Source organism: Variovorax sp. V213, assembly GCF_041154455.1.
GTDB lineage: Bacteria > Pseudomonadota > Gammaproteobacteria > Burkholderiales > Burkholderiaceae_C > Variovorax.
Window position 1 is genome coordinate 1,638,737 of the sequence record NZ_AP028664.1, and the last position, 19,440, is coordinate 1,658,176.

Consider the following 19,440-nt stretch of genomic DNA (forward strand, 5'->3'; position numbering starts at 1 on the left):
CGTGAGCGGCCCCCTCGAGGGGCAGCGAGGACACGCAGTGCCGAGCGTGGGGGCCATATTCAGCGTGTGACCTGAACGAACACTTCGTTGGGCTTGACCATGCCCAGCTCCTGTCGCGCGCGCTCTTCGACCATCTCGAGGCCGACCTTGAGGTCGTTGACCTCGGAGGCCAGCCGCTCGTTGGCCACCGTGGCCTTGGCATTGGCCTCTTTCTGCTCCGCCAGCTTGGTCTGCAGCTGAGACACGTCGCGCACGCTGCCGCGCCCGTTCCACAGCTGCCACTGCAGGATGACCAGCAGCAGCAACAGCACGATGGGTGGAACGAGGCGCGAGCGCATGCCGCCGGCTTCGGGCGCTACTTCAGGTTGTAGAACGCGCCGCGGCCGGGGTAGCTGGCGATGTCGCCGAGGTCTTCTTCGATGCGCAGCAGCTGGTTGTACTTGGCGATGCGGTCCGAGCGCGAGAGCGAACCGGTCTTGATCTGGCCGGCGTTGGTGCCCACCGCGATGTCGGCGATGGTGCTGTCCTCGGTTTCGCCCGAGCGGTGCGAGATGACGGCCGTGTAGCCCGCGCGCTTGGCCATCTCGATGGCGGCGAAGGTCTCGGTCAGCGTGCCGATCTGGTTGATCTTGATCAGGATCGAGTTGGCAATGCCCTTGTCGATGCCTTCCTGCAGGATCTTGGTGTTGGTGACGAACAGGTCGTCGCCCACCAGCTGAACGCGCTTGCCGAGGCGGTCGGTGAGCAGCTTCCAGCCGTCCCAGTCGCCTTCGTGCATGCCGTCTTCGATGCTGATGATCGGGTACTTGTCGACCCAGGTGGCCAGCATGTCGGCCCAGTTGCCGGCCGACAAGGTGAGGTTCTCGCCGGAGAGCACGTAGTTGCCGTCCTTGTAGAACTCGCTGGCGGCGCAGTCGAGGCCGAGCGCAATCTGCTCGCCCGCCACGTAGCCGGCCTTGTCGATGGCTTCGAGAATCAGCTGGATGGCTGCTTCATGGCTCTCGACGCTGGGCGCGAAACCGCCTTCGTCGCCGACCGCCGTGCTGATGCCGCGGTCGCCCAGAATCTTCTTGAGCGCGTGGAACACTTCGGCGCCATAGCGCACGGCCTCGCGGAAGCTCGGCGCACCCACGGGGATGATCATGAACTCTTGCAGGTCCAGGCTGTTGTTGGCGTGCGCACCGCCGTTGATGACGTTCATCATCGGCACCGGCAGCTGCATGCCGCCCATGCCGCCGAAGTAGCGGTACAGCGGCAGGCCCGACTCTTCGGCCGCAGCGCGTGCCACGGCCATCGAGACGGCGAGGGTGGCGTTGGCACCCAGGCGGCCCTTGTTGTCGGTGCCGTCCAGGTCGATCATCGTGCGGTCGAGGAAGGCCTGCTCGCTGGCGTCGAGCCCGAGCACGGATTCCGAGATCTCGGTGTTGATGTTCTCCACGGCCTTGAGCACGCCCTTGCCGAGATAGCGCTTCTTGTCGCCGTCGCGCAGCTCGATGGCTTCGCGCGAACCGGTCGATGCGCCCGAGGGCACGGCCGCGCGGCCCATGGTGCCCGATTCGAGCAGCACGTCGCACTCGACTGTGGGATTGCCGCGGCTGTCGAGGATTTCGCGGCCGACGATGTCAACGATTGCACTCATGCGTTTCTCTTTCTTTTCAGTCTCGAATTCGGATAATCAAATGCCTTCGACCGCGACCATGCGCATGACGGCGGCACCGGCACGCGCTTCGCGCGCCTTCAGGTATTCGGGTGTTTCGTGGAAGGCCTTGGCCTTCTCGAAGCTGGGGAACTTCAGGATGACGATGCGCGAAGGCGACCAGTCGCCCTCGAGCACTTCGACCTGGCCGCCGCGCACGCACACTTCGGCGCCGTGCGCCTGCATGGCGGCACTGGACCACTTCTTGTATTCCTCGTACTGCGCCGGGTTGGTGACCTCGACGTGGGCGATGACATAACCACTGCTCATGATTGGAAAACGTCCTCTAGAAATGCGTTCTTCTTGGTGACCTGGTCGAGAGCGAGCAGCGTTTCGAGCAGCGCCTTCATGTGCTTGAGCGGCACGGCATTGGGGCCGTCGCTCAGCGCCTTGGCCGGGTCGGGGTGCGTTTCCATGAAGAGTCCGGCCACGCCCACGGCCACCGCCGCGCGCGACAGCACCGGCACCATTTCGCGCTGGCCGCCCGAGCTCGTGCCCTGGCCGCCCGGCAACTGCACCGAGTGGGTAGCGTCGAACACCACGGGTGCGCCAGTCTCGCGCATGATTGCGAGCGAACGCATGTCCGACACCAGGTTGTTGTAACCAAAGCTGGCGCCGCGTTCGCAGGCCATGAAGCTGTCTTCGGGCAGGCCCGCCTCCTTGGCTGCCGCGCGCGCCTTGTCGATCACGTTCTTCATGTCGTGGGGCGCGAGGAACTGGCCCTTCTTGATGTTCACCGGCTTGCCCGACTGCGCCACCGCGCGGATGAAATCGGTCTGGCGGCACAGGAAGGCGGGCGTCTGCAGCACGTCGACCACCTTGGCGGCCTCGGTGATGTCGTCTTCGGTGTGGACGTCGGTCAGCACGGGGAGGCCGAGCTCGCGCTTCACCTTGGCCAGGATCTCCAGGCCCTTTTCGCGGCCAGGGCCGCGAAAGCTGGTGCCGGAGGAACGGTTGGCCTTGTCGAAGCTGCTCTTGAAGATGAACGGAATGCCGAGCGAGGAAGTGATTTCCTTCAGCGTGCCGGCCGTGTCCATCTGCAATTGCTCGGATTCGACCACGCAGGGGCCGGCAATCAGGAAGAAGGGCTGTTCGAGCCCGATGTCGAATCCGCAAAGTTTCATGCTACGGCCTTCAGGTTCTTTGCACCGCCCGCGCTGCGTGCCTTGTGCTCGAGCGCCGCCTTGATGAAGGCATTGAAGAGCGGATGGCCGCTCCATGGCGTCGACTTGAATTCGGGGTGGAACTGCACGCCCATGTACCAGGGGTGCACGTCCTGCGGCAACTCGACGATTTCGGTCAGGTGTTCGCGCTGCGTCAGCGCGGAGATCACGAGGCCTGCGGCGCGCAGCTCATCGAGGTAGTTCACGTTGGCTTCGTAGCGGTGGCGGTGGCGTTCGGTCACCACGTCGCCGTAGATGCTGTGGGCCAGCGTGCCGGCGGCCACGTCGGAGCTCTGCGCGCCCAGGCGCATGGTGCCGCCGAGGTCGGACTTCTCGTTGCGCGTCTTGACCGTGCCGTCGGCGTCCTTCCACTCGGTGATCAGCGCGATCACGGGGCAGGGCGTTTCGGGGTCGAACTCGGTGCTGTTGGCGTTCTTGAGCCCGGCCACGTGGCGCGCGTATTCGATGGTGGCCACCTGCATGCCGAGGCAGATGCCGAGGTAGGGCACCTTGCCTTCGCGTGCAAAGCGGGCGGCGGAGATCTTGCCTTCGACGCCGCGCTGGCCGAAGCCGCCGGGCACCAGGATCGCGTCGTACTTGGCAAGCCGCGAGACGTCTTGCGCCGAAATGGTTTCGGAATCGATGTAGTCGATCTTCACGCGGGCGTGGTTCTTCATGCCGGCGTGGCGCAATGCCTCGTTGAGCGACTTGTAGCTGTCGGACAGGTCGACGTACTTGCCGACCATGGCAATGCTCACCTCCTGCTGCGGATGCTCGACTTCGTAGACCAGATCGTCCCAGCGCTGCAGCTTGGCGGGCGGGGTGTTGATGCGCAGCTTGTCGCAGATGAGGCCGTCCAGGCCCTGCTCGTGCAGCATGCGCGGCACCTTGTAGATGGTGTCGACGTCCCACATCGAGATCACGCCCCATTCGGGCACGTTCGAGAACAGCGAGATCTTGGCGCGCTCGTCGTCGGGAATCGGACGGTCGGCGCGGCACAGCAGCGCGTCGGCCTGGATGCCGATGGCACGCAGTTCCTTGGCGGTGTGCTGGGTGGGCTTGGTCTTGAGTTCGCCGGCGGCGGCGATCCAGGGCACGTAGCTCAGGTGCACGAAGGCCGAGTTGTTCGGGCCCATGCGCAGGCTCATCTGGCGCACGGCTTCGAGGAACGGGAGCGATTCGATGTCGCCCACGGTGCCGCCGATTTCGACGATGGCCACGTCCACCTCGTGCGCGGTGCCCAGGCCGGCGCCGCGCTTGATGTATTCCTGGATCTCGTTGGTGATGTGCGGAATCACCTGCACCGTCTTGCCGAGGTAGTCGCCGCGGCGCTCTTTTTCGAGCACGGTCTTGTAGATCTGGCCGGTGGTGAAGTTGTTGGCCTTGCGCATCCGCGTGGTGATGAAGCGCTCGTAGTGGCCGAGGTCGAGGTCGGTCTCGGCGCCGTCGTCGGTGACGAACACCTCGCCATGCTGGAACGGCGACATCGTGCCGGGATCGACATTGATGTACGGATCCAGCTTGATGAGGGTGACTTTGAGGCCGCGCGATTCGAGGATCGCAGCGAGGGAGGCGGAGGCGATTCCCTTGCCAAGGGAAGATACGACACCACCGGTGACGAAGACAAATTTGGTCATGCCAGTTCCGGACGCGAGGACCGGGCAGTGGGAAATGCTGATTATAGGTGTGCCCATTGCGACAGCTTCCGCCAAGGACATCTTTCGAAGGGGCCGCTGCGCTCGGCCGCCCGAAGAGCGGGCAGGCTGGGGGTGAGCAACAATACGCCCCATGCAAGATCTCGCCGGCAAACACATCGTCCTGGGCCTCACTGGCGGTATCGCCTGCTACAAGTCGGCCGAGTTGTGCCGCCTGTTCGTGAAGGCGGGCGCCACCGTCCAGGTCGTGATGACCGAGGCGGCCGAGCAGTTCATCACGCCGGTCACGATGCAGGCGCTGTCGGGGCGCACGGTCTATACCTCGCAGTGGGATACGCGCGAGCCCAACAACATGCCGCACATCAACCTGAGCCGCGAGGCCGATGCCATCGTGCTCGCGCCTTGCAGCGCCGACTTCGTCGCGCGGCTGGTGCAGGGAAGGGCCGACGACCTGCTGAGCCTGATGTGCCTGGCCCGGCCGATGGACCGTGTGCCGCTCTTGATTGCGCCGGCCATGAACCGCGAGATGTGGGCGCATCCCGCCACCCAGCGCAACCTGATGCAGGTGGCGGCCGACGGCGCCACGGTGCTGGGCGTGGGCAGCGGCTGGCAGGCCTGCGGCGAGACCGGCGACGGGCGCATGCTCGAGCCGCCGGAACTGCTCGAGGACATCACAGCCTTCTTTGCGCCGAAGCTGCTTGCGGGCCAGAAAGTGCTGGTGACGGCGGGCCCCACTTTCGAGCCGCTCGACCCGATCCGCGGCATCACCAACCATTCGTCCGGCAAGATGGGTTTTTCCATTGCGCGCGCCGCCCGCGAGGCCGGCGCCGAAGTGACGCTGGTGGCCGGACCGGTGCACCTGCCCACCCCGCGCGGGGTCAACCGCATCGACGTCATTTCGGCAGAGGACATGCTCGAAGCGACCCTGCACGCATCGCAGTCTGCTAGCATTTTTATAGCAACGGCGGCGGTGGCGGACTGGCGCCCCGCGACGCACAGCGAACAAAAGATCAAGAAGGACGGCAGCGGCAAGACGCCGGTGCTGAATTTCGTCGAGAACCCCGACATCCTGCTGGCCGTCGCCAAGAGCGAGCGCGCTCAGACCCGCAGGCTGTTCTGCGTGGGCTTCGCGGCCGAGAGCGAGAACCTGGTGGAGCACGCCAAGGCCAAGCGCGAGCGCAAGGGAATTCCGCTCCTGGTCGGCAATATCGGCCCTCTGACATTCGGGCAGGACGACAATGCGCTGCTGCTGGTGGACGCAAAGCGCACGCGCGAACTGCCGCGTGCGCCCAAGCTCACCCTGGCGCGAGAACTCATGACCGAGATCGCCGCACGCCTGCCTGACTGGAGGGTCTGATGAATCCCCAATGGAACACGCCGCCCGATGGCGATTTCGCCAGCTACGTGGAACGGCTCTCCGCCCAGGCTGCATTGCCCAAGCGGGCGGCGCACGAAGGCGATCATGGGCTCGACGTGGGCATGACGCCTGCGCCGGGCGCACCGGGCGCGCAGGGCGCCGCGGCGGCCGCAGCGCAGCGGCGTGAATCCTCCAACGGCGATACCTCGGCCCCAGGCTTCGGGGCGCTCCCGCCTGCGGCGCTCAAGATCATGGGCGCCGCGGGCGCGCTGGTCCTCCTGGCGCTGTGGTCGGCCGGGGTGCCGGTCGTCGTGCTGGTGTTCTTGTTCGGTGCGGCCCTCTGGCTCGCCAGCAAGTTCAAGGGCCTGAAGCTTTCAGCCGGTGTCGCCAGGTGGCAGCAGGTGCTCGAGGAGGCCGCCCGCAAGCAAAGAGAACAGCAACAGAAGCAAGGCAAGTAGAAGTGAAAGTAGACGTTCGTATCCTCGATCCACGCATGGTGGATCAATTGCCCGCCTATGCCACCCCCGGCAGCGCAGGCCTCGATCTCAGGGCCTGCCTCGATGCACCCATCACGCTGGAGCCCAATGCCTGGCAGCTCGTGGGCACCGGCATCGCGATCCACCTGGCGGATCCGGGCTATGCGGCGCTGATCCTTCCGCGCTCGGGCCTCGGCCACAAGCACGGCATCGTCCTTGGCAACCTCGTGGGCCTGATCGACAGCGACTACCAGGGCGAACTGAAGATCAGCGCATGGAACCGCAGCGACACGCCCTTCGTGCTCCAGCCGATGGAGCGGCTCGCCCAACTCGTGATCGTGCCCGTGGTGCAGGCGCAGTTTCGCGTGGTCACAGAATTTGCAGCTTCGCAACGAGGCGAAGGCGGCTACGGGTCCACCGGCAAGCACTGACCTCGTCTTCGCGTATCGGGCCGGTAAAGATCGGAACCGGCGGTTCACGGCCCGCTCCTACGTTTCGGTGTGTGTCACGCGTCATCCCTGTTGCGGGAAAGGCGTTAGACACAGGCTTGGTGCATTCGGATGCACCCATTATTTCGAGGAGCCTTCAACATGAAAATTTCAACGCGCTTCGTTTCCATCGGCGCTTCCGCGCTGGCGATTGCCACGCTCACGGCCTGCGTCGCTCCCGCGCCGGTCTATCACACCACGCGCTACCCCTATCAGGCGCCGCCACAGGCCGTTCCGTACCAGGAAGCGGCCTACGTCGAATACGGCCACGTGGCCAACATCGAAGTGCTGCGCAGCGAAACCAGGGGCACCGGCACCACCGGCGGGGGGGCCGTGGCGGGTGGTGTCGTGGGCGGCGTAGTGGGCAACCAGTTCGGGCACGGCAGCGGCCGCGCCGCTGCAACCGCCCTGGGCATCGTGGGCGGTGCGCTGCTGGGCAACACCATCGAGGCACAGAACAGCGGCCCTCGCGCCTACGAGAGCTATCGCATCTCGGTGCAAACCGATCGCGGCGGCTATCGCGCCTTCGATGTGCAGCATCCGGGCGACCTGCGCATTGGCGACCGCGTGCGCATCGACAACGGCCAGATCTCGCGCATGTAACCGCCTTGCAGCGGTTTTCGCAAGCAACAAAAAGCCGGGCAGTACCCGGCTTTTTGCTGGCCGCTGCAGCGGCATGCCCGCCTTTCGGTCAGTGCAGCAGATCGTTGCCCGGCGCGGTCGGCGGCACCTTGAAAAAGGCCGTGCCTGCGGTGCCGCGGCCGACTTCTTCTTCCGTGGCCTCGCGCACCGAGCGCACCGTGATGTCGAGCCGGATCGCAATGCCCGCGAGCGGATGGTTGCCGTCGAGCACCAGGTGCTCCGGGTAGATTTCGGCCACGGTGTAGATCACGTCCTTGGGCATGGCGTCGCTCACGCCCTTGGGCAGCGCGGCGCCGTCGAAGGTCATGCCTTCCTCGGTGCCCTCGGGAAACAGCGAGCGCGGCTCGAGAAAGAGCAACTGGTCGTTGAAGTCGCCGAAGCCCTGTTCGGGCTCGAGCTGCAATTGCACCCGGGCACCGGGCTCATGGCCCTGCAGGGCGGCTTCGATCACGTCGAAGAGGTCGTCGCCCCCGACCATGAATTCCACCGGTTCGTCGAGCACGTCCAACACTTCGCCCAGAGTGTCTTTCATCGTCCAGGTCAGGCCGACCACGCATTGTTCAGAGATTTCCATTGCAGAATTCTCCCATGGAGACTACACAACCGCTGCCGTTGCTCGGCGGCCTGAGCGCCGCGCAGTTCATGCGGCAGTATTGGCAGAAAAAACCGTTGCTGGTGCGCCAGGCCATCCCCGCCATGGTGCCACCGGTCGAGCGCGGCGCGCTGTTTGCCCTGGCCGAGCGTGAGGACGTGGAATCGCGCCTCATCCGCCAAGGCAAGGCCGGCTGGACGATCAGGCACGGGCCGCTTGCGCGGCGTGCGCTGCCGCCGCTGAAGCAGCCCGCATGGACGCTGCTGGTGCAGGGCGTCGACCTGTATCACGAGGGCGTGCATGCGCTGCTGCAGCAGTTCCGCTTCCTGCCCGATGCACGGCTGGACGATCTGATGATCAGCTACGCGAGCGACCAGGGCGGCGTGGGCGCGCATTTCGACAGCTACGACGTGTTCCTGCTGCAGGCGCAGGGCACGCGGCGCTGGTCGATCGGCAAGCAGAGCGACCTGCGCCTGCAGCAAGGCGTCCCGCTCAAGATCCTCGAGCATTTCGAGCCCGAGCAAAGCTTCGTACTGGAGCCGGGCGACATGCTCTACCTGCCGCCGCGCTATGCGCACGATGGCGTGGCGATCGGCGACGACTGCATGACCTGCTCCATCGGCCTGCGTTCGTCCGCGGCGGGCGAGCTTGGCGCCGACCTGCTGGCGCGCATGGCGCAGGCCTACTCGGAGGCGCTCGAAGATGCGGGCCCGGCCGAGCTCGCGCGCTATCGCGATCCGTCGCAGCCCGCGGTCGATGCACCGGCCGCCATGCCGGCCGCGCTGCAGGCGTTCGCGCGCAAGGCCGTCGAAGCCGCGCTGCGCGACCCCGACGCGATCGACCGCGCACTCGGCGAATCGCTCACGGAGCCCAAGGCCAACGTCTGGTTCGATGAAGGCGCCGAAGCGCCGGACGGGTTGAACCAGGTGGTGCTCGACCGCCGCACGCGCATGCTTTACGACGCGCGGCACCTGTACATCAACGGCGAGAGCTTTCGCGCCGGCGGGGCCGACGCAACGCTGATGCGGCGGCTGGCCGACCGGCGTGCGCTCGGTCCACGCGAACTGGCGCGTGCGAGCGAGGGGGCGCTGGCGCTGCTGGCCGAGTGGTGCGAAGCGGGGTGGGTTCATGCAGGGTGAGACGCCCGTACCTTCGGAACCGTCCTTGCCCGAAGGACGGTTCGATGGCCGCGAGGCCTTCGAGGGCATCGTGCGGGCTGCGCTCGAGAACGCGGCGCGGCAAGGCTGGAGAGAACTGGTTCTGAGCGACCCCGACTTTGCCGATTGGCCGCTCGGCGAGCGGGCCAGCATCCAGGCGCTACAGGCCTGGTCGGCCACCGGCCGCCGTTTCATACTGCTGGCACGGCGCTTCGACGTCATCGAACGTGCCCACACGCGGCTGGTGCCGTGGCGGCGCATGTGGGATCACATCATCGAATGCAGGGCGGTCCGGCCGGAGGCGGGGAGCCCCGCGGTGCCGAGTGCCATCTGGACTCCGGATTGGTTCGTGCACCGGGCCGATCCGGAACGCAGCCGCGGCGTGTGCGGCTTCGATCCGCGTGCGCGGCGCGAACTTCGAGAAACAATTGATGAGTCGTGGCGGGCAGGGCGGCCCGCATTTCCGGCATCGACACTGGGCTTGTAAGCCAATGCCGCGAATGAGGCTGCGAGACATGAACGGGCAGTGATGCGGGTCTAGAATTTTTTCGTTCAGACATTCATCGCCAAAGGAGTTTCCATGAAGAAGTCGTCTTCCGTCCTGCTCGCCTCGTTGATCGCCGCTGCCGCACTCGTGGCTTGCGGAAAGAAGGAGGATGCCGCGCCGGCGGTTGTGACCCCGCCGCCCGCTCCCGTCACCGAGCCGGCGCCTCCGCCGCCTGCGGTCACGCCGGCGCCCTCGACCAGCGATCCCGCAGCTGCAACACCTTCGCCGGGCGCCTCGTCGGCTCTGGACGCGGCCAATGCCGCGACAGAGGCTGCCAAGAAGAAGGAAGCACCAAAGCAGTAAGCAAGGCCGGCATGGGGCGTTTCATGCGCCCGGCAAAAAGCCGCCCAGGGGCGGCTTTTTGCATGGCGCTCGAAAAGAGCGCGGCCGGGCTGCTGCGCTCAGACGTCCAGCCAGGGTGAGCCTTCCGATGCATTGGCCGTGAGCATCTCGGCCTCATGTCCGCCGAGGGCGTCGGCCATCAGGCGCCGCACGATCTCGGGACGGTTGTTCTGTTCGCTCAGATGCGCCGCGACCACATGGCGCAGGCCGTCGTGGCGCACCGCGCGCGCAATGTCCGCAGCCGCCGCGTTCGACAGGTGGCCGTGCTTGCCGCCGACACGCAGCTTCAGGAACGGCGGATAGGCCGAATTGGCCAGCAGCTCGCTGTCGTGGTTGAACTCGAGCAGCAGCGCATGCACGCCGCTGAGCCGGGAGAGCACGTGGGCCGTGGCATGGCCCAGGTCGGTGAGAACGCCCAAGGTGCGGGCGCCGTCGGAGCAGCGCAGCTGCAGCGGCTCGCGCGCATCGTGCGGCACGGTAAAGGGCCGCACCGCAATATCGCCGACCGCAAATTCCGCATCGTCCTGCGCGAGGTTGAGCCGGCCTTCGAAATCCCGTCCGCCGGTGGCGAGCCAGGTGCCTTCGCTCATCCAGACGGGAATGCGGTTGCGCCGCGACAGCGAATGGGCGCAGCCGATGTGGTCGCCGTGTTCGTGGGTGATGAAGATCGCGTCGACGTCGCCGGCCGCGAGGCCCGCCTTGGCGAGCCGCAGATCGAGTTGCCGCAGGCCGAAGCCGCAGTCGATCAGGAGCCGCGAGGTGCGGCCGCCGCTGGTCGCCTCGACCAGCGCGGCGTTGCCCGTGCTGCCGCTGCCGAGGCTTCGGAAGCGGAGCATGCGGGTTACTTCAGGTCGTCGGCAATGACCTGGACGATGCGCTGTGCGTTGGCCGAGGTTTCGGGCGCGCCGGATTCGTTCAGGACCGAGACGGTGGTGCTCTCGCCCTGGCCCTTCACCAGAATGCGGAATTTGATCGGGGACTCGTTCTTGCTCGAGCTGCCGAACAGCTTGCCGAAGAAGCCGGGTTCCTTCTTGTCGGGGTTCGGCGTCACGTAGCGCACGTAGTAGATGCCGGCGGTGCGGTCGCGGTCTTCCACGGTGAAGCCGGTGCGGTCGAGTGCCAGGCCCACGCGGCGCCATGCGCGATCGAAGCCTTCGCTGATCTGCACGACCGGCTGGCCGCTTACGGCGGCGACGGTTGCGGTCTTGGTCGGCGCGGTGGTGGCGGCCAGGATCTTCGACTGCTCTTGCGAAACGCCGAGCTTGACCATCAGGCGGCGCAGGAACTCGGTTTCGAGTTCAGGGTCGCTCGGACGGGGCTGCCACACGGTCTGGTCCTGGCGGCTGTTGTTATAGACCTCCTGCATGCCGCGGTGGCTGATGAAGATCTCGGTGCCGGTGGGCGTGCGTTCCAGGCGGGTGCGGAAGCGGTCGAGCTCGCCGGTCGAGTAGACCGAGTCGACCAGCTTGCCCAGCGTGCCGCGGATGATGTCCTGCGGCAGCTTGGCGCGGTTCTCGGCCCAGTCGGTTTCCATGATCCCGAGGTTGCGCTGCTCGGTGGTCAGGAGGAAGCCGCTTTCCTGCCAGAAGTCTTTCACCGGGTCCCAGAGCTGGTCGGGCGAGCGGTTGACGATGATCCAGCGCTGGGTGCCCGAGCGCTCCATGCGCACGTCGCCGATGTTGGCCACCGCGGTGGGAACGCCCGGCGCGTTGGCAACGCCGGCCTGGTAGGCGTTGGCCGTGACCGCGCCGCCCGGCACCGCATAGCGGTTTTCGCGCGAAAGCTGCGACAGGTCGGGGGGGACTTCGAGCGTCGGGGCCTTGCCGGCGCTCTTGTAGTCGATCTTGTCGCTCTCGAGGACGGAGCAGGCGGCGAGACTGACAACGAGGGCCAGCAGTGCGAATCGCGAGATGTGCGAAAGGTTCTTCAACGTCGTCTTCCTTGTTGGAATGGGTTCGATCAATCTAGGGGCCGCATTGCCCGCACTCTCTGAGCACGGTTCGGGCAAAAGGTTGCTTGACCTTGGTGCGGCAGGCGAAAAAGAAGTGCAGGGGGTGTCGGGGAGCGGCGAGCCGGCTCAGCCCTTGAGCAGGCCGGTGGCGCGCAGGGCGGCCTCGACCACGGGCTGGTTCGTTTCGGCCAGTTCGGTGAGTGGCAGCCGCAGCGTGCCGCCGCACAGGCCGAGCCTGGACATGGCCCACTTGACCGGAATCGGATTGGGCTCGACGAACAGGTGGCGATGCAGCGGCATGAGCTCGAACTGGATCTCCATGGCGCGCCGCACGTCGCCTGCGATGGCTGCAACGCACAGCTCGTGCATCTTGCGCGGCGCGATGTTGGCCGTGACGCTGATGTTGCCCTGGCCGCCGCAGAGCATGAGGGCCACGGCGGTCGGATCGTCGCCCGAATACACGGCAAAGTGCTTGGGCAGGTCGCGGATGAGCCACTGCGCGCGCTCGATGTTGCCGGTGGCTTCCTTGATGCCGATGATGCCCGGCACCTGGGCCAGGCGCAGCACGGTGTCGTGCGCCATATCGGCCACGGTGCGGCCGGGCACGTTGTACAGCACGGTGGGCAGGTCGCCCACGGCTTCGGCAATGGCCTTGAAGTGCTGGTACTGGCCTTCTTGCGTCGGCTTGTTGTAGTAGGGCACGACCTGCAGCTGCGAATCGGCACCCACGCCCTTGGCGAAGCGGGCGAGCTCGATGGCTTCCTTGGTCGAGTTGGCGCCGCAGCCGGCCATCACGGGCACGCGGCCCTTGGCCTGCTCGACCGCGACGCGGATGATTTCGCAATGCTCTTCCACGTCGACCGTGGGCGATTCGCCGGTGGTGCCGACCACGCCGAGGCAGTCGGTGCCTTCGTCGATGTGCCAATCGATCAGCCGGCGCAGGGCGGGATAGTCGACACTGCCGTCGTCGTGCATCGGCGTGACGAGAGCGACGATGCTGCCTGTCAGTTGCTCCAAGGGGGAATCTCTCTGTCGGTGGACGAAAGCGCCGATTCTACTTACTCCGTGGTCGGGGGAAACCGGCCCCCCGGTGGGGTCAGTTTCCCCGCAGCGGATGGCGTGCAGGCTGGCCCGAACCGGCCTCGCCGGCACGGACGGCCGCAATGCGCTGAACGAAGCGCGGCGGCTCGGCAAGAAAGCCGTCTTCATAGGCCACCACGCGCAGTTCCCGGCAGGCGGCCAGCAGTTCGCCGGGCTGCAGGAGGAAGTCCGGGCGCGAGGGCTTGCCCACGCTTTCGTTTCCGGCGGCAAAGGTCTCGTAGAGCAGCACGCCACCCGGCGCGACTGCGGCCACGATGTCCGCCATGCGCGGCCGCCACAGGTAGTTGGTCACGACCACCGCGCCGAAAGCCTCGCCGGCGAAAGGCCAGGGGCCGGACTCGATGTCGGCGGTCAGGGTATGGCCGAAGGCACTTGCGGCCTGGGTGGCTTCCGGTGAGCGATCGACGCCGGTGACCGCATGCCCGCGCCCCGCGAACCATTGCATGTGCCGTCCCTGGCCGCAGGCCACGTCGAGCACGGTGGCGCCGGGCGCGAGCAGGTGCGACCACTTCACGATCCATTCCGAGGGTGCCAGCCCGGCGTGCGGGTTTGCCATGTCTTTCATGGCGATCAGAAGCAGGACCAGACCTGGTCGACCAGCGTCACGAGAAAACCCGGCTGAACGTAGAGCGCGAAAACCCCGCCCAGCGCCGCCAGCGCGCCGGCCAGCCAGCCGGCATGCACGAGGCGATGGCGCAACTGCGCAGTCATATGGGTTGCCATTCTCCGCCGTCAGCCGGGCACGACGGCCGGCCGGACGCCGCGCCCGATGGCGCCTTCCTTGACCGGCAGGTTGATCAGCGCCGCGAACACGCCCAGGGCAATCGCGATGTACCAGACGATGTCGTAGCTGCCCGTGGTGTCGTACAGGTAGCCGCCGAGCCAGACGCCGATGAACGATCCGACCTGGTGGCTCAGGAACACAAAGCCGCTGAGCATCGACAAATGGGCGACCCCGAAGATGCCCGCGATGATCGCGTTGGTGGCGGGCACGGTCGAAAGCCAGAGAAAGCCCATGGCCGCAGAGAACACATACACACTGAGCGGCGAGATCGGCACCAGCAGAAACAGCACGATCGAGACCGCCCGCGCAAGGTAGATGGCCGCCAGGATCTTGCGCTTGGCCAGCTTCTGCCCCAGCAGCCCGACCGTGTAGGTGCCGAACACGTTGAAAAGCCCGATCAGCGCCAGCGCGTAGCCCGCCACGTCGGCCGCCAGGCGCTGGTCGCGCAGGTAGGTCGGCATGTGGATGCCGATGAACGCAAGCTGGAAGCCGCAGACGAAGTAGCCGGCCATCAGCAGGCCGAAGCTCGGGTAGCGGAAGGCCTCGCCCACAGCCTGCAGCACGGATTGCTCGCGGTGTCCGGCCAGCGCCCCGCGCTGCGGTTCGCGCAGGCCGAAGGCCAGCGGCACGATCACCAGCGCCAGCACCGCCACCACCGCCAGCGCGGTCTGCCAGCCCAGGTGGCCGATCAAGCGGCCCTCGATGGGCGCCATCAGGAACTGGCCGAACGAGCCGGCCGCCGCCGCCACGCCCATGGCCCACGAGCGCCGCTCGGCCGGAATCTGGCGCCCGATCACGCCGTAGACGACCGCATAGGTCGTGCCCGCCTGCGCCGCGCCGATCAGCACGCCGGCGCTGAGCGTGAACAGCAGCGGCGTGGGCGAATACGCCATGCCCAGCAGGCCCAGCGCATAGAACGCCGTGCCCGCGACCAGGACCCGGAAGGCGCCGAAGCGGTCGGCCACCATGCCCGCGAACACGCCGAAGATGCCCCACGACAGATTCTGCACGGCCAGCGCGAACGAGAAGGTCTGGCGCGTCCAGTCCTGCGCCTGCGTGATCGGCTGCAGCCAGAGGCCAAAGCCGTGTCGGATGCCCATCGAAAGCGTGACGATCATGGCGCCGCAGATCAGCACCTGCTTGATCGAGAGAGTGGGAGCGGAGGCTTGCATGGCGTCGAATGTAGCGACTTGCGTCCTCTGGCAGGCGGAGGGGCGTCGCGTCATTGATGATTTATAGCCACGGCTTTGATGCGCCCCGGGCATCAAAGCAGACCGGCACCGTGAACGCCTCGAAATTCGACGGCATGAAGGAGCGGCCGGGCGATGTTCCTGTATGGGTATCCAGTCATTTCGGTTCGACTGACTACAATCCGCCCCCATGGCGACTCCCCCCAAGACTCCCCCCAGTTCATCGTCCGCGTCCTCCGGGTACTCGGAAGGTTCCATCCGCGTGCTCAAGGGCCTCGAGCCCGTGAAGCAGCGCCCGGGCATGTACACCCGGACCGACAACCCCCTGCACATCATCCAGGAAGTGCTCGACAACGCCGCCGACGAGGCGCTGGCGGGCTACGGCAAGAAGATCAAGGTCACGCTGCACGCCGACAACTCGGTCAGCATCGAAGACGACGGCCGCGGCATTCCGTTCGGCCTGCACCCCGAAGAAAAGGCCCCGGTGGTCGAGCTGGTGTTCACCCGCCTGCACGCGGGCGGCAAGTTCGACAAGGGCTCGGGCGGCGCCTACAGCTTCTCGGGCGGCCTGCACGGCGTGGGCGTGTCGGTGACCAATGCGCTTTCCAAGCGGCTTGAAGTCGTCTCGCACCGCGAAGGCTCCGTGGCCAGGCTGGCCTTCAGCGCCGGCGACGTGGTCGAGGCGCTCGAAATCCGCAAGCTCGAAGCCGGCGAGCGCCGCCAGGGCACCACGGTGCGCGCCTGGCCCGACGCCAAGTACTTCGAGACCGCCGCATTGCCGATGGGCGAGCTCACGCACCTGCTGCGCAGCAAGGCCGTGCTGATGCCCGGCGTGAGCGTCACGCTCACTGTCGAGAAGACCAAGGAAACGCAGCAGTGGCTCTACAAGGGCGGCCTGAGCGACTACCTGATGCAGACGCTCAACGGCGACCCGGTGATCCCGCTGTTCGAAGGCAGCGGCCATGCCGACAAGAACGCGGACAACTTCGCCGAAGGCGAGGGCGCCGACTGGTGCGTGGCCTTCACCGAAGACGGCCAGCCGGTGCGCGAGAGCTACGTCAACCTGATTCCCACCAGCGCCGGCGGCACGCACGAAAGCGGCCTGCGCGACGGCCTCTTCACGGCGGTGAAGGGCTTCATCGAGCTGCATTCGCTGCTGCCCAAGGGCGTGAAGCTGTTGCCCGAAGACGTGTTCGCGCGCGCCTCGTATGTGCTGAGTGCCAAGGTGCTCGACCCGCAGTTCCAGGGCCAGATCAAGGAACGGCTCAACTCGCGCGATGCGGTGCGGCTGGTGTCGAGCTTCGTGCGCCCCGCGCTCGAGCTGTGGCTCAACCAGCACGTCGACTACGGCAGGAAGCTCGCCGAACTGGCGATCAAGGCCGCCCAGACGCGCCAGCGCGCCGGCCAGAAGGTCGAGAAGCGCAAGGGCTCCGGCGTGGCCGTGCTGCCGGGCAAGCTGACCGATTGCGAGAGCAAGGACATCAGCCACAACGAAGTCTTCCTGGTCGAGGGCGACTCGGCCGGCGGCAGCGCCAAGATGGGCCGCGACAAGGAAAGCCAGGCCATCCTGCCGCTGCGCGGCAAGGTGCTGAACACCTGGGAAGTCGAGCGCGACCGGCTCTTTGCCAACACCGAAATCCACGACATCTCGGTGGCCGTGGGCGTCGATCCGCACGGCCCCAGCGACTCGCCCGACATGAGCGGCCTGCGCTACGGCAAGATCTGCATCCTTTCCGATGCCGACGTGGACGGCTCGCACATCCAGGTGCTGCTGCTCACGCTGTTCTTCCGGCACTTTCCGAAACTCATCGAAGCCGGCCATGTGTATGTCGCAAAGCCGCCACTCTTTCGCGTCGACGCCCCGGCGCGCGGCAAGAAGCCGGCCTCCAAGGTCTATGCGCTCGACGAGGGCGAATTGACCGCCACGCTCGACAAATTGCGCAAAGATGGCGTGCGCGAAGGCGCCTGGAGCATCAGCCGCTTCAAGGGCCTGGGTGAAATGAGCGCGGAACAATTGTGGGAAACCACGCTCAATCCGGATACCCGGCGCCTGATGAAGGTGCAGCTGGGGCGCTTCGACTTCACGTCCACCCAGGGAGAGATCACCAAGCTCATGGGCAAGGGCGAGGCAGCCGCGCGGCGCGAGTTGATGGAACTGCGCGCCGACGATGTCGACATCGATGTTTGACCACCCTCGTGAAAATTTCAGATTTCATGCGTCCGTTGTTCCTGGCCCTGCTGCTTTTTTGCACGCAGCAGGGGCTTGCGCACGCCGCTGACATCTACGGCTACATCGACAGCAAGGGCGTGGCCCATTTCGCGGCGGAAAAGATCGACGAGCGCTATCAGATCTTCTTTCGCCGCGGCCAGAGTTTCGACACCTCGCAGGGCGTGGCGCCGTTCGGGCGCGGCGGGCGCAAGCTCGATGGAAAGGTGCCGCAGGCGTCGCAGACCCTGCTTGCTCTTTTCGAGGCCTCACCGAGCTACAAGACCGCGAAGGCCGCGTTGCGCGATGCGGCGGACAAGCATTCGATCGACTACGAATTGCTGCAGGCGCTGATCGCGACCGAATCGGGCTTCGATGCGCAGGCCGTGTCGCCCAAGGGCGCGATGGGGCTCATGCAGCTCATGCCGGCCACCGCGCAGCGCTATGGCGTCTCGGCGGACAAGCGCAGCACCATCGAGAAGAAGCTGTTCGATCCGCGCGTCAACATCGCCGCGGGCTCGCGCTATTTGCGTGACCTGATCGCCATGTTCCCGGGCCAGATCGAACTGGCGCTGGCCGCCTACAACGCCGGCGAGGGCGCCGTGCAGCGCGCAGGCAACAAGATTCCGAACTACAAGGAAACTCAGAACTACGTGCAGACGGTGTTGCAGCTCTATGCGTACTTGAAGCCCTCGGCAACGCTGGGTGGCGGCGCGCGCGGCGGCAAGGCACCGGGGCGCATCCGCATGGAGCTCACGGTGCCGAAGGGCGGTGCCCTGGGCCGTGGCAACATGCCGCCCGATTCACCGAGCGGCATGCCGGCGATGCCCGAGATGCCCGAGCAGCCGACGGTGCTGGACGGCGCAGCGGACGCGCCGGTGTCCTGATGCCGCATTCGTGCTTTCCTCGCCGATGAAGGAGTCCGCCATGCACCGCCGAAGCTTCGTCCTCGCGACAGCTGCCTGCGCGCTGGCGGGCACGGCGCGCGCGCAGCATGCGGCCCCGCACGACACCCTGCCCGTGGCGCCTTCCTCGAACGAGCCGTATGCGCGGCTGCAAGGCGGCGTGCCACACCACATGACGCCCGAGCAGGAGGCGCAGCGCGTCACCGAGAGCCCCGCACCGGCCGGCTCCGCCGGACGCTGGGTGCCGCGCGCGGCACTGCCGATTCCGCGCAGCGAGATGGCCTGGGCCACGGCGGCCCAGGGGCGCATGCACGTGGTCGGCGGCTATGGCGAGGGCGCGGTCAACCGCGACTACCACCACATCTACGACCCCAAGGCCGACCGCTGGCTGGACGGCGCGCCGTTGCCGCGCGGCGCCAACCATGTCGCGGTGACGGCCGATGACGGGCGCGTGTATGCGCTTGGCGGTTTCGTCGAACAGAACCGCCGCTCCGACACCAACGCCTACGTCTACGAGATCGCGGCCAACCGCTGGACCGCCATCGCGCCGTTGCCGCGACCGCGCGGCGCCGCGGCATCCGTGATGCTTGGCGGCGCTCTGCACCTGATCGGCGGCGCTTCCGAGCCCGCGGCCGAGCGCGCCAGCGTGGGCTGGCACGAGGTCTACGACCCGAAGGCCGACCGCTGGTCGAGCGCCAAGCCGCTGCCCGGCGCGCGCGACCACGTGGGCTGCGTGGCGCACGGCGGCCAGATCCACGTGATCGGCGGGCGCTTCAACACCTTCGAATACAACACCGACCTGCACCACGCCTACCTGCCCGCGCGCGACACCTGGGAGCTGCGCTCGCCGCTGCCCACCGCGCGATCGGGCCATGGGCTCGTGGTGTATCGCGGCCGCTTCTTCGCCATGGGCGGGGAGGGCGGCTTCCTGGCGGGCGGCGTGCCGCGCCAGGCCAAGGTGTTCGGCCAGATGGAAAGCTACGATCCCGTGGCCGACACCTGGCAGCGCCACGCACCGATGACCACGCCGCGGCACGCCGTCGGTGCCGCGGTGATCGGCGACTGGATCTACGTGGCCGGCGGCGGCGCGGTGCTCGGCGGCTCCGTGCAGTCCGCGGTGCACGAGGCTTTCACACTAGGCTGAGCGAAAAAAACGCACGGCCCGCAACTGTTTCTCTTTCTCTCTTC

General features: G+C 66.7%; 22 protein-coding genes. 10 read left to right on the top strand and 12 right to left on the bottom strand.

Going from position 1 to position 19,440, the window contains the following annotated elements; all coding sequences use genetic code 11:
* Positions 1 to 59: 59 nt before the first annotated feature.
* Genes ftsB through ACAM55_RS07935 form a run of 5 tightly spaced genes read right to left on the bottom strand, consistent with a single transcriptional unit; the run spans position 60 to position 4,496 of the window.
* The gene (gene ftsB, locus ACAM55_RS07915; protein WP_369655482.1) at positions 60 to 338 is read right to left on the bottom strand and encodes a cell division protein FtsB; all 279 of its coding nucleotides are present in this window, start codon (positions 336 to 338) and stop codon (positions 60 to 62) included.
* Positions 339 to 355: 17 nt separating this feature from the next.
* Positions 356 to 1,639, bottom strand: coding sequence for a phosphopyruvate hydratase (gene eno, locus ACAM55_RS07920; RefSeq protein WP_055805298.1), 1,284 nt, complete (start codon positions 1,637 to 1,639; stop codon positions 356 to 358).
* A gap of 36 nt (positions 1,640 to 1,675) precedes the next feature.
* The gene (locus ACAM55_RS07925) at positions 1,676 to 1,966 is read right to left on the bottom strand and encodes a DUF1330 domain-containing protein (RefSeq protein ID WP_369655483.1); all 291 of its coding nucleotides are present in this window, start codon (positions 1,964 to 1,966) and stop codon (positions 1,676 to 1,678) included.
* Positions 1,963 to 2,820 (bottom strand): 3-deoxy-8-phosphooctulonate synthase, encoded by an 858-nt coding sequence (kdsA, locus tag ACAM55_RS07930; protein WP_369655484.1) that lies wholly within the window; start codon positions 2,818 to 2,820, stop codon positions 1,963 to 1,965. Before kdsA ends, ACAM55_RS07925 begins: the two co-directional genes overlap by 4 nt.
* The gene (locus tag ACAM55_RS07935; protein WP_369655485.1) at positions 2,817 to 4,496 is read right to left on the bottom strand and encodes a CTP synthase; all 1,680 of its coding nucleotides are present in this window, start codon (positions 4,494 to 4,496) and stop codon (positions 2,817 to 2,819) included. The genes kdsA and ACAM55_RS07935 overlap by 4 nt, the downstream gene beginning before the upstream one ends.
* A gap of 151 nt (positions 4,497 to 4,647) precedes the next feature.
* Here ACAM55_RS07935 and coaBC point away from each other — a divergent pair, with 151 nt between their 5' ends.
* The 4 genes from coaBC to ACAM55_RS07955 all read left to right on the top strand — a co-directional run bounded on the left by coaBC (position 4,648) and on the right by ACAM55_RS07955 (position 7,438).
* Positions 4,648 to 5,871 carry a bifunctional phosphopantothenoylcysteine decarboxylase/phosphopantothenate--cysteine ligase CoaBC gene (gene coaBC / locus ACAM55_RS07940; protein ID WP_369655486.1) on the top strand — a complete coding sequence of 408 codons (1,224 nt, stop codon included), beginning with the start codon at positions 4,648 to 4,650 and terminating at the stop codon, positions 5,869 to 5,871.
* On the top strand, positions 5,871 to 6,329 hold the full coding sequence (locus ACAM55_RS07945; RefSeq protein WP_369655487.1) for a hypothetical protein: 459 nt from the start codon (positions 5,871 to 5,873) through the stop codon (positions 6,327 to 6,329). Before coaBC ends, ACAM55_RS07945 begins: the two co-directional genes overlap by 1 nt.
* A gap of 2 nt (positions 6,330 to 6,331) precedes the next feature.
* Positions 6,332 to 6,778 carry a dUTP diphosphatase gene (gene dut / locus ACAM55_RS07950; protein WP_369655488.1) on the top strand — a complete coding sequence of 149 codons (447 nt, stop codon included), beginning with the start codon at positions 6,332 to 6,334 and terminating at the stop codon, positions 6,776 to 6,778.
* 159 nt (positions 6,779 to 6,937) lie between these two features.
* The gene (locus tag ACAM55_RS07955; RefSeq protein ID WP_369655489.1) at positions 6,938 to 7,438 is read left to right on the top strand and encodes a glycine zipper 2TM domain-containing protein; all 501 of its coding nucleotides are present in this window, start codon (positions 6,938 to 6,940) and stop codon (positions 7,436 to 7,438) included.
* 88 nt (positions 7,439 to 7,526) lie between these two features.
* Here the strand turns inward: ACAM55_RS07955 and ACAM55_RS07960 are convergent, their stop codons facing one another.
* Entirely contained in the window at positions 7,527 to 8,051 is a 525-nt protein-coding gene (locus ACAM55_RS07960) for a peptidylprolyl isomerase (protein WP_369655490.1), read from the bottom strand.
* Between the two features lie 14 nt (positions 8,052 to 8,065).
* Here ACAM55_RS07960 and ACAM55_RS07965 point away from each other — a divergent pair, with 14 nt between their 5' ends.
* From ACAM55_RS07965 to ACAM55_RS07975, 3 genes are all read left to right on the top strand, one after another.
* The gene (locus tag ACAM55_RS07965) at positions 8,066 to 9,208 is read left to right on the top strand and encodes a cupin domain-containing protein (RefSeq protein WP_369655491.1); all 1,143 of its coding nucleotides are present in this window, start codon (positions 8,066 to 8,068) and stop codon (positions 9,206 to 9,208) included.
* Entirely contained in the window at positions 9,198 to 9,713 is a 516-nt protein-coding gene (locus tag ACAM55_RS07970) for a hypothetical protein (RefSeq protein ID WP_369655492.1), read from the top strand. The genes ACAM55_RS07965 and ACAM55_RS07970 overlap by 11 nt, the downstream gene beginning before the upstream one ends.
* A gap of 93 nt (positions 9,714 to 9,806) precedes the next feature.
* On the top strand, positions 9,807 to 10,076 hold the full coding sequence (locus ACAM55_RS07975) for a hypothetical protein (protein ID WP_369655493.1): 270 nt from the start codon (positions 9,807 to 9,809) through the stop codon (positions 10,074 to 10,076).
* A gap of 98 nt (positions 10,077 to 10,174) precedes the next feature.
* On the opposite strand, the gene ACAM55_RS07980 is transcribed toward ACAM55_RS07975, so the two are convergent.
* The 6 genes from ACAM55_RS07980 to ACAM55_RS08005 form a co-directional block, all read right to left on the bottom strand.
* Positions 10,175 to 10,951, bottom strand: coding sequence for an MBL fold metallo-hydrolase (locus ACAM55_RS07980; RefSeq protein ID WP_369655494.1), 777 nt, complete (start codon positions 10,949 to 10,951; stop codon positions 10,175 to 10,177).
* Positions 10,952 to 10,956: 5 nt separating this feature from the next.
* Positions 10,957 to 12,045, bottom strand: coding sequence for an outer membrane protein assembly factor BamC (bamC, locus tag ACAM55_RS07985; protein WP_369655495.1), 1,089 nt, complete (start codon positions 12,043 to 12,045; stop codon positions 10,957 to 10,959).
* Between the two features lie 147 nt (positions 12,046 to 12,192).
* On the bottom strand, positions 12,193 to 13,041 hold the full coding sequence (gene dapA / locus ACAM55_RS07990) for a 4-hydroxy-tetrahydrodipicolinate synthase (RefSeq protein WP_369656354.1): 849 nt from the start codon (positions 13,039 to 13,041) through the stop codon (positions 12,193 to 12,195).
* A gap of 121 nt (positions 13,042 to 13,162) precedes the next feature.
* A complete protein-coding gene (locus ACAM55_RS07995) occupies positions 13,163 to 13,732 on the bottom strand; it encodes a class I SAM-dependent methyltransferase (protein ID WP_369655496.1) in 570 nt (189 codons plus the stop codon).
* Between the two features lie 5 nt (positions 13,733 to 13,737).
* Positions 13,738 to 13,878 (bottom strand): hypothetical protein, encoded by a 141-nt coding sequence (locus ACAM55_RS08000; RefSeq protein ID WP_369655497.1) that lies wholly within the window; start codon positions 13,876 to 13,878, stop codon positions 13,738 to 13,740.
* Positions 13,879 to 13,899: 21 nt separating this feature from the next.
* A complete protein-coding gene (locus ACAM55_RS08005; protein WP_369655498.1) occupies positions 13,900 to 15,123 on the bottom strand; it encodes an MFS transporter in 1,224 nt (407 codons plus the stop codon).
* Between the two features lie 208 nt (positions 15,124 to 15,331).
* Between ACAM55_RS08005 and ACAM55_RS08010 the strand changes: the two genes are divergently transcribed.
* From ACAM55_RS08010 to ACAM55_RS08020, 3 genes are read left to right on the top strand one after another with little or no spacing between them, the layout of a single operon-like run.
* Complete coding sequence (locus ACAM55_RS08010; protein WP_369655499.1) at positions 15,332 to 17,329, top strand: DNA topoisomerase IV subunit B; 1,998 nt, start codon at positions 15,332 to 15,334, stop codon at positions 17,327 to 17,329.
* 26 nt (positions 17,330 to 17,355) lie between these two features.
* Positions 17,356 to 18,234: a lytic transglycosylase domain-containing protein gene (locus tag ACAM55_RS08015; RefSeq protein WP_369655500.1), complete on the top strand. Its 879-nt coding sequence runs from the start codon at positions 17,356 to 17,358 to the stop codon at positions 18,232 to 18,234.
* A 40-nt stretch (positions 18,235 to 18,274) separates the two neighbouring features.
* A complete protein-coding gene (locus ACAM55_RS08020) occupies positions 18,275 to 19,396 on the top strand; it encodes a Kelch repeat-containing protein (protein ID WP_369655501.1) in 1,122 nt (373 codons plus the stop codon).
* Positions 19,397 to 19,440: the final 44 nt, after the last annotated feature.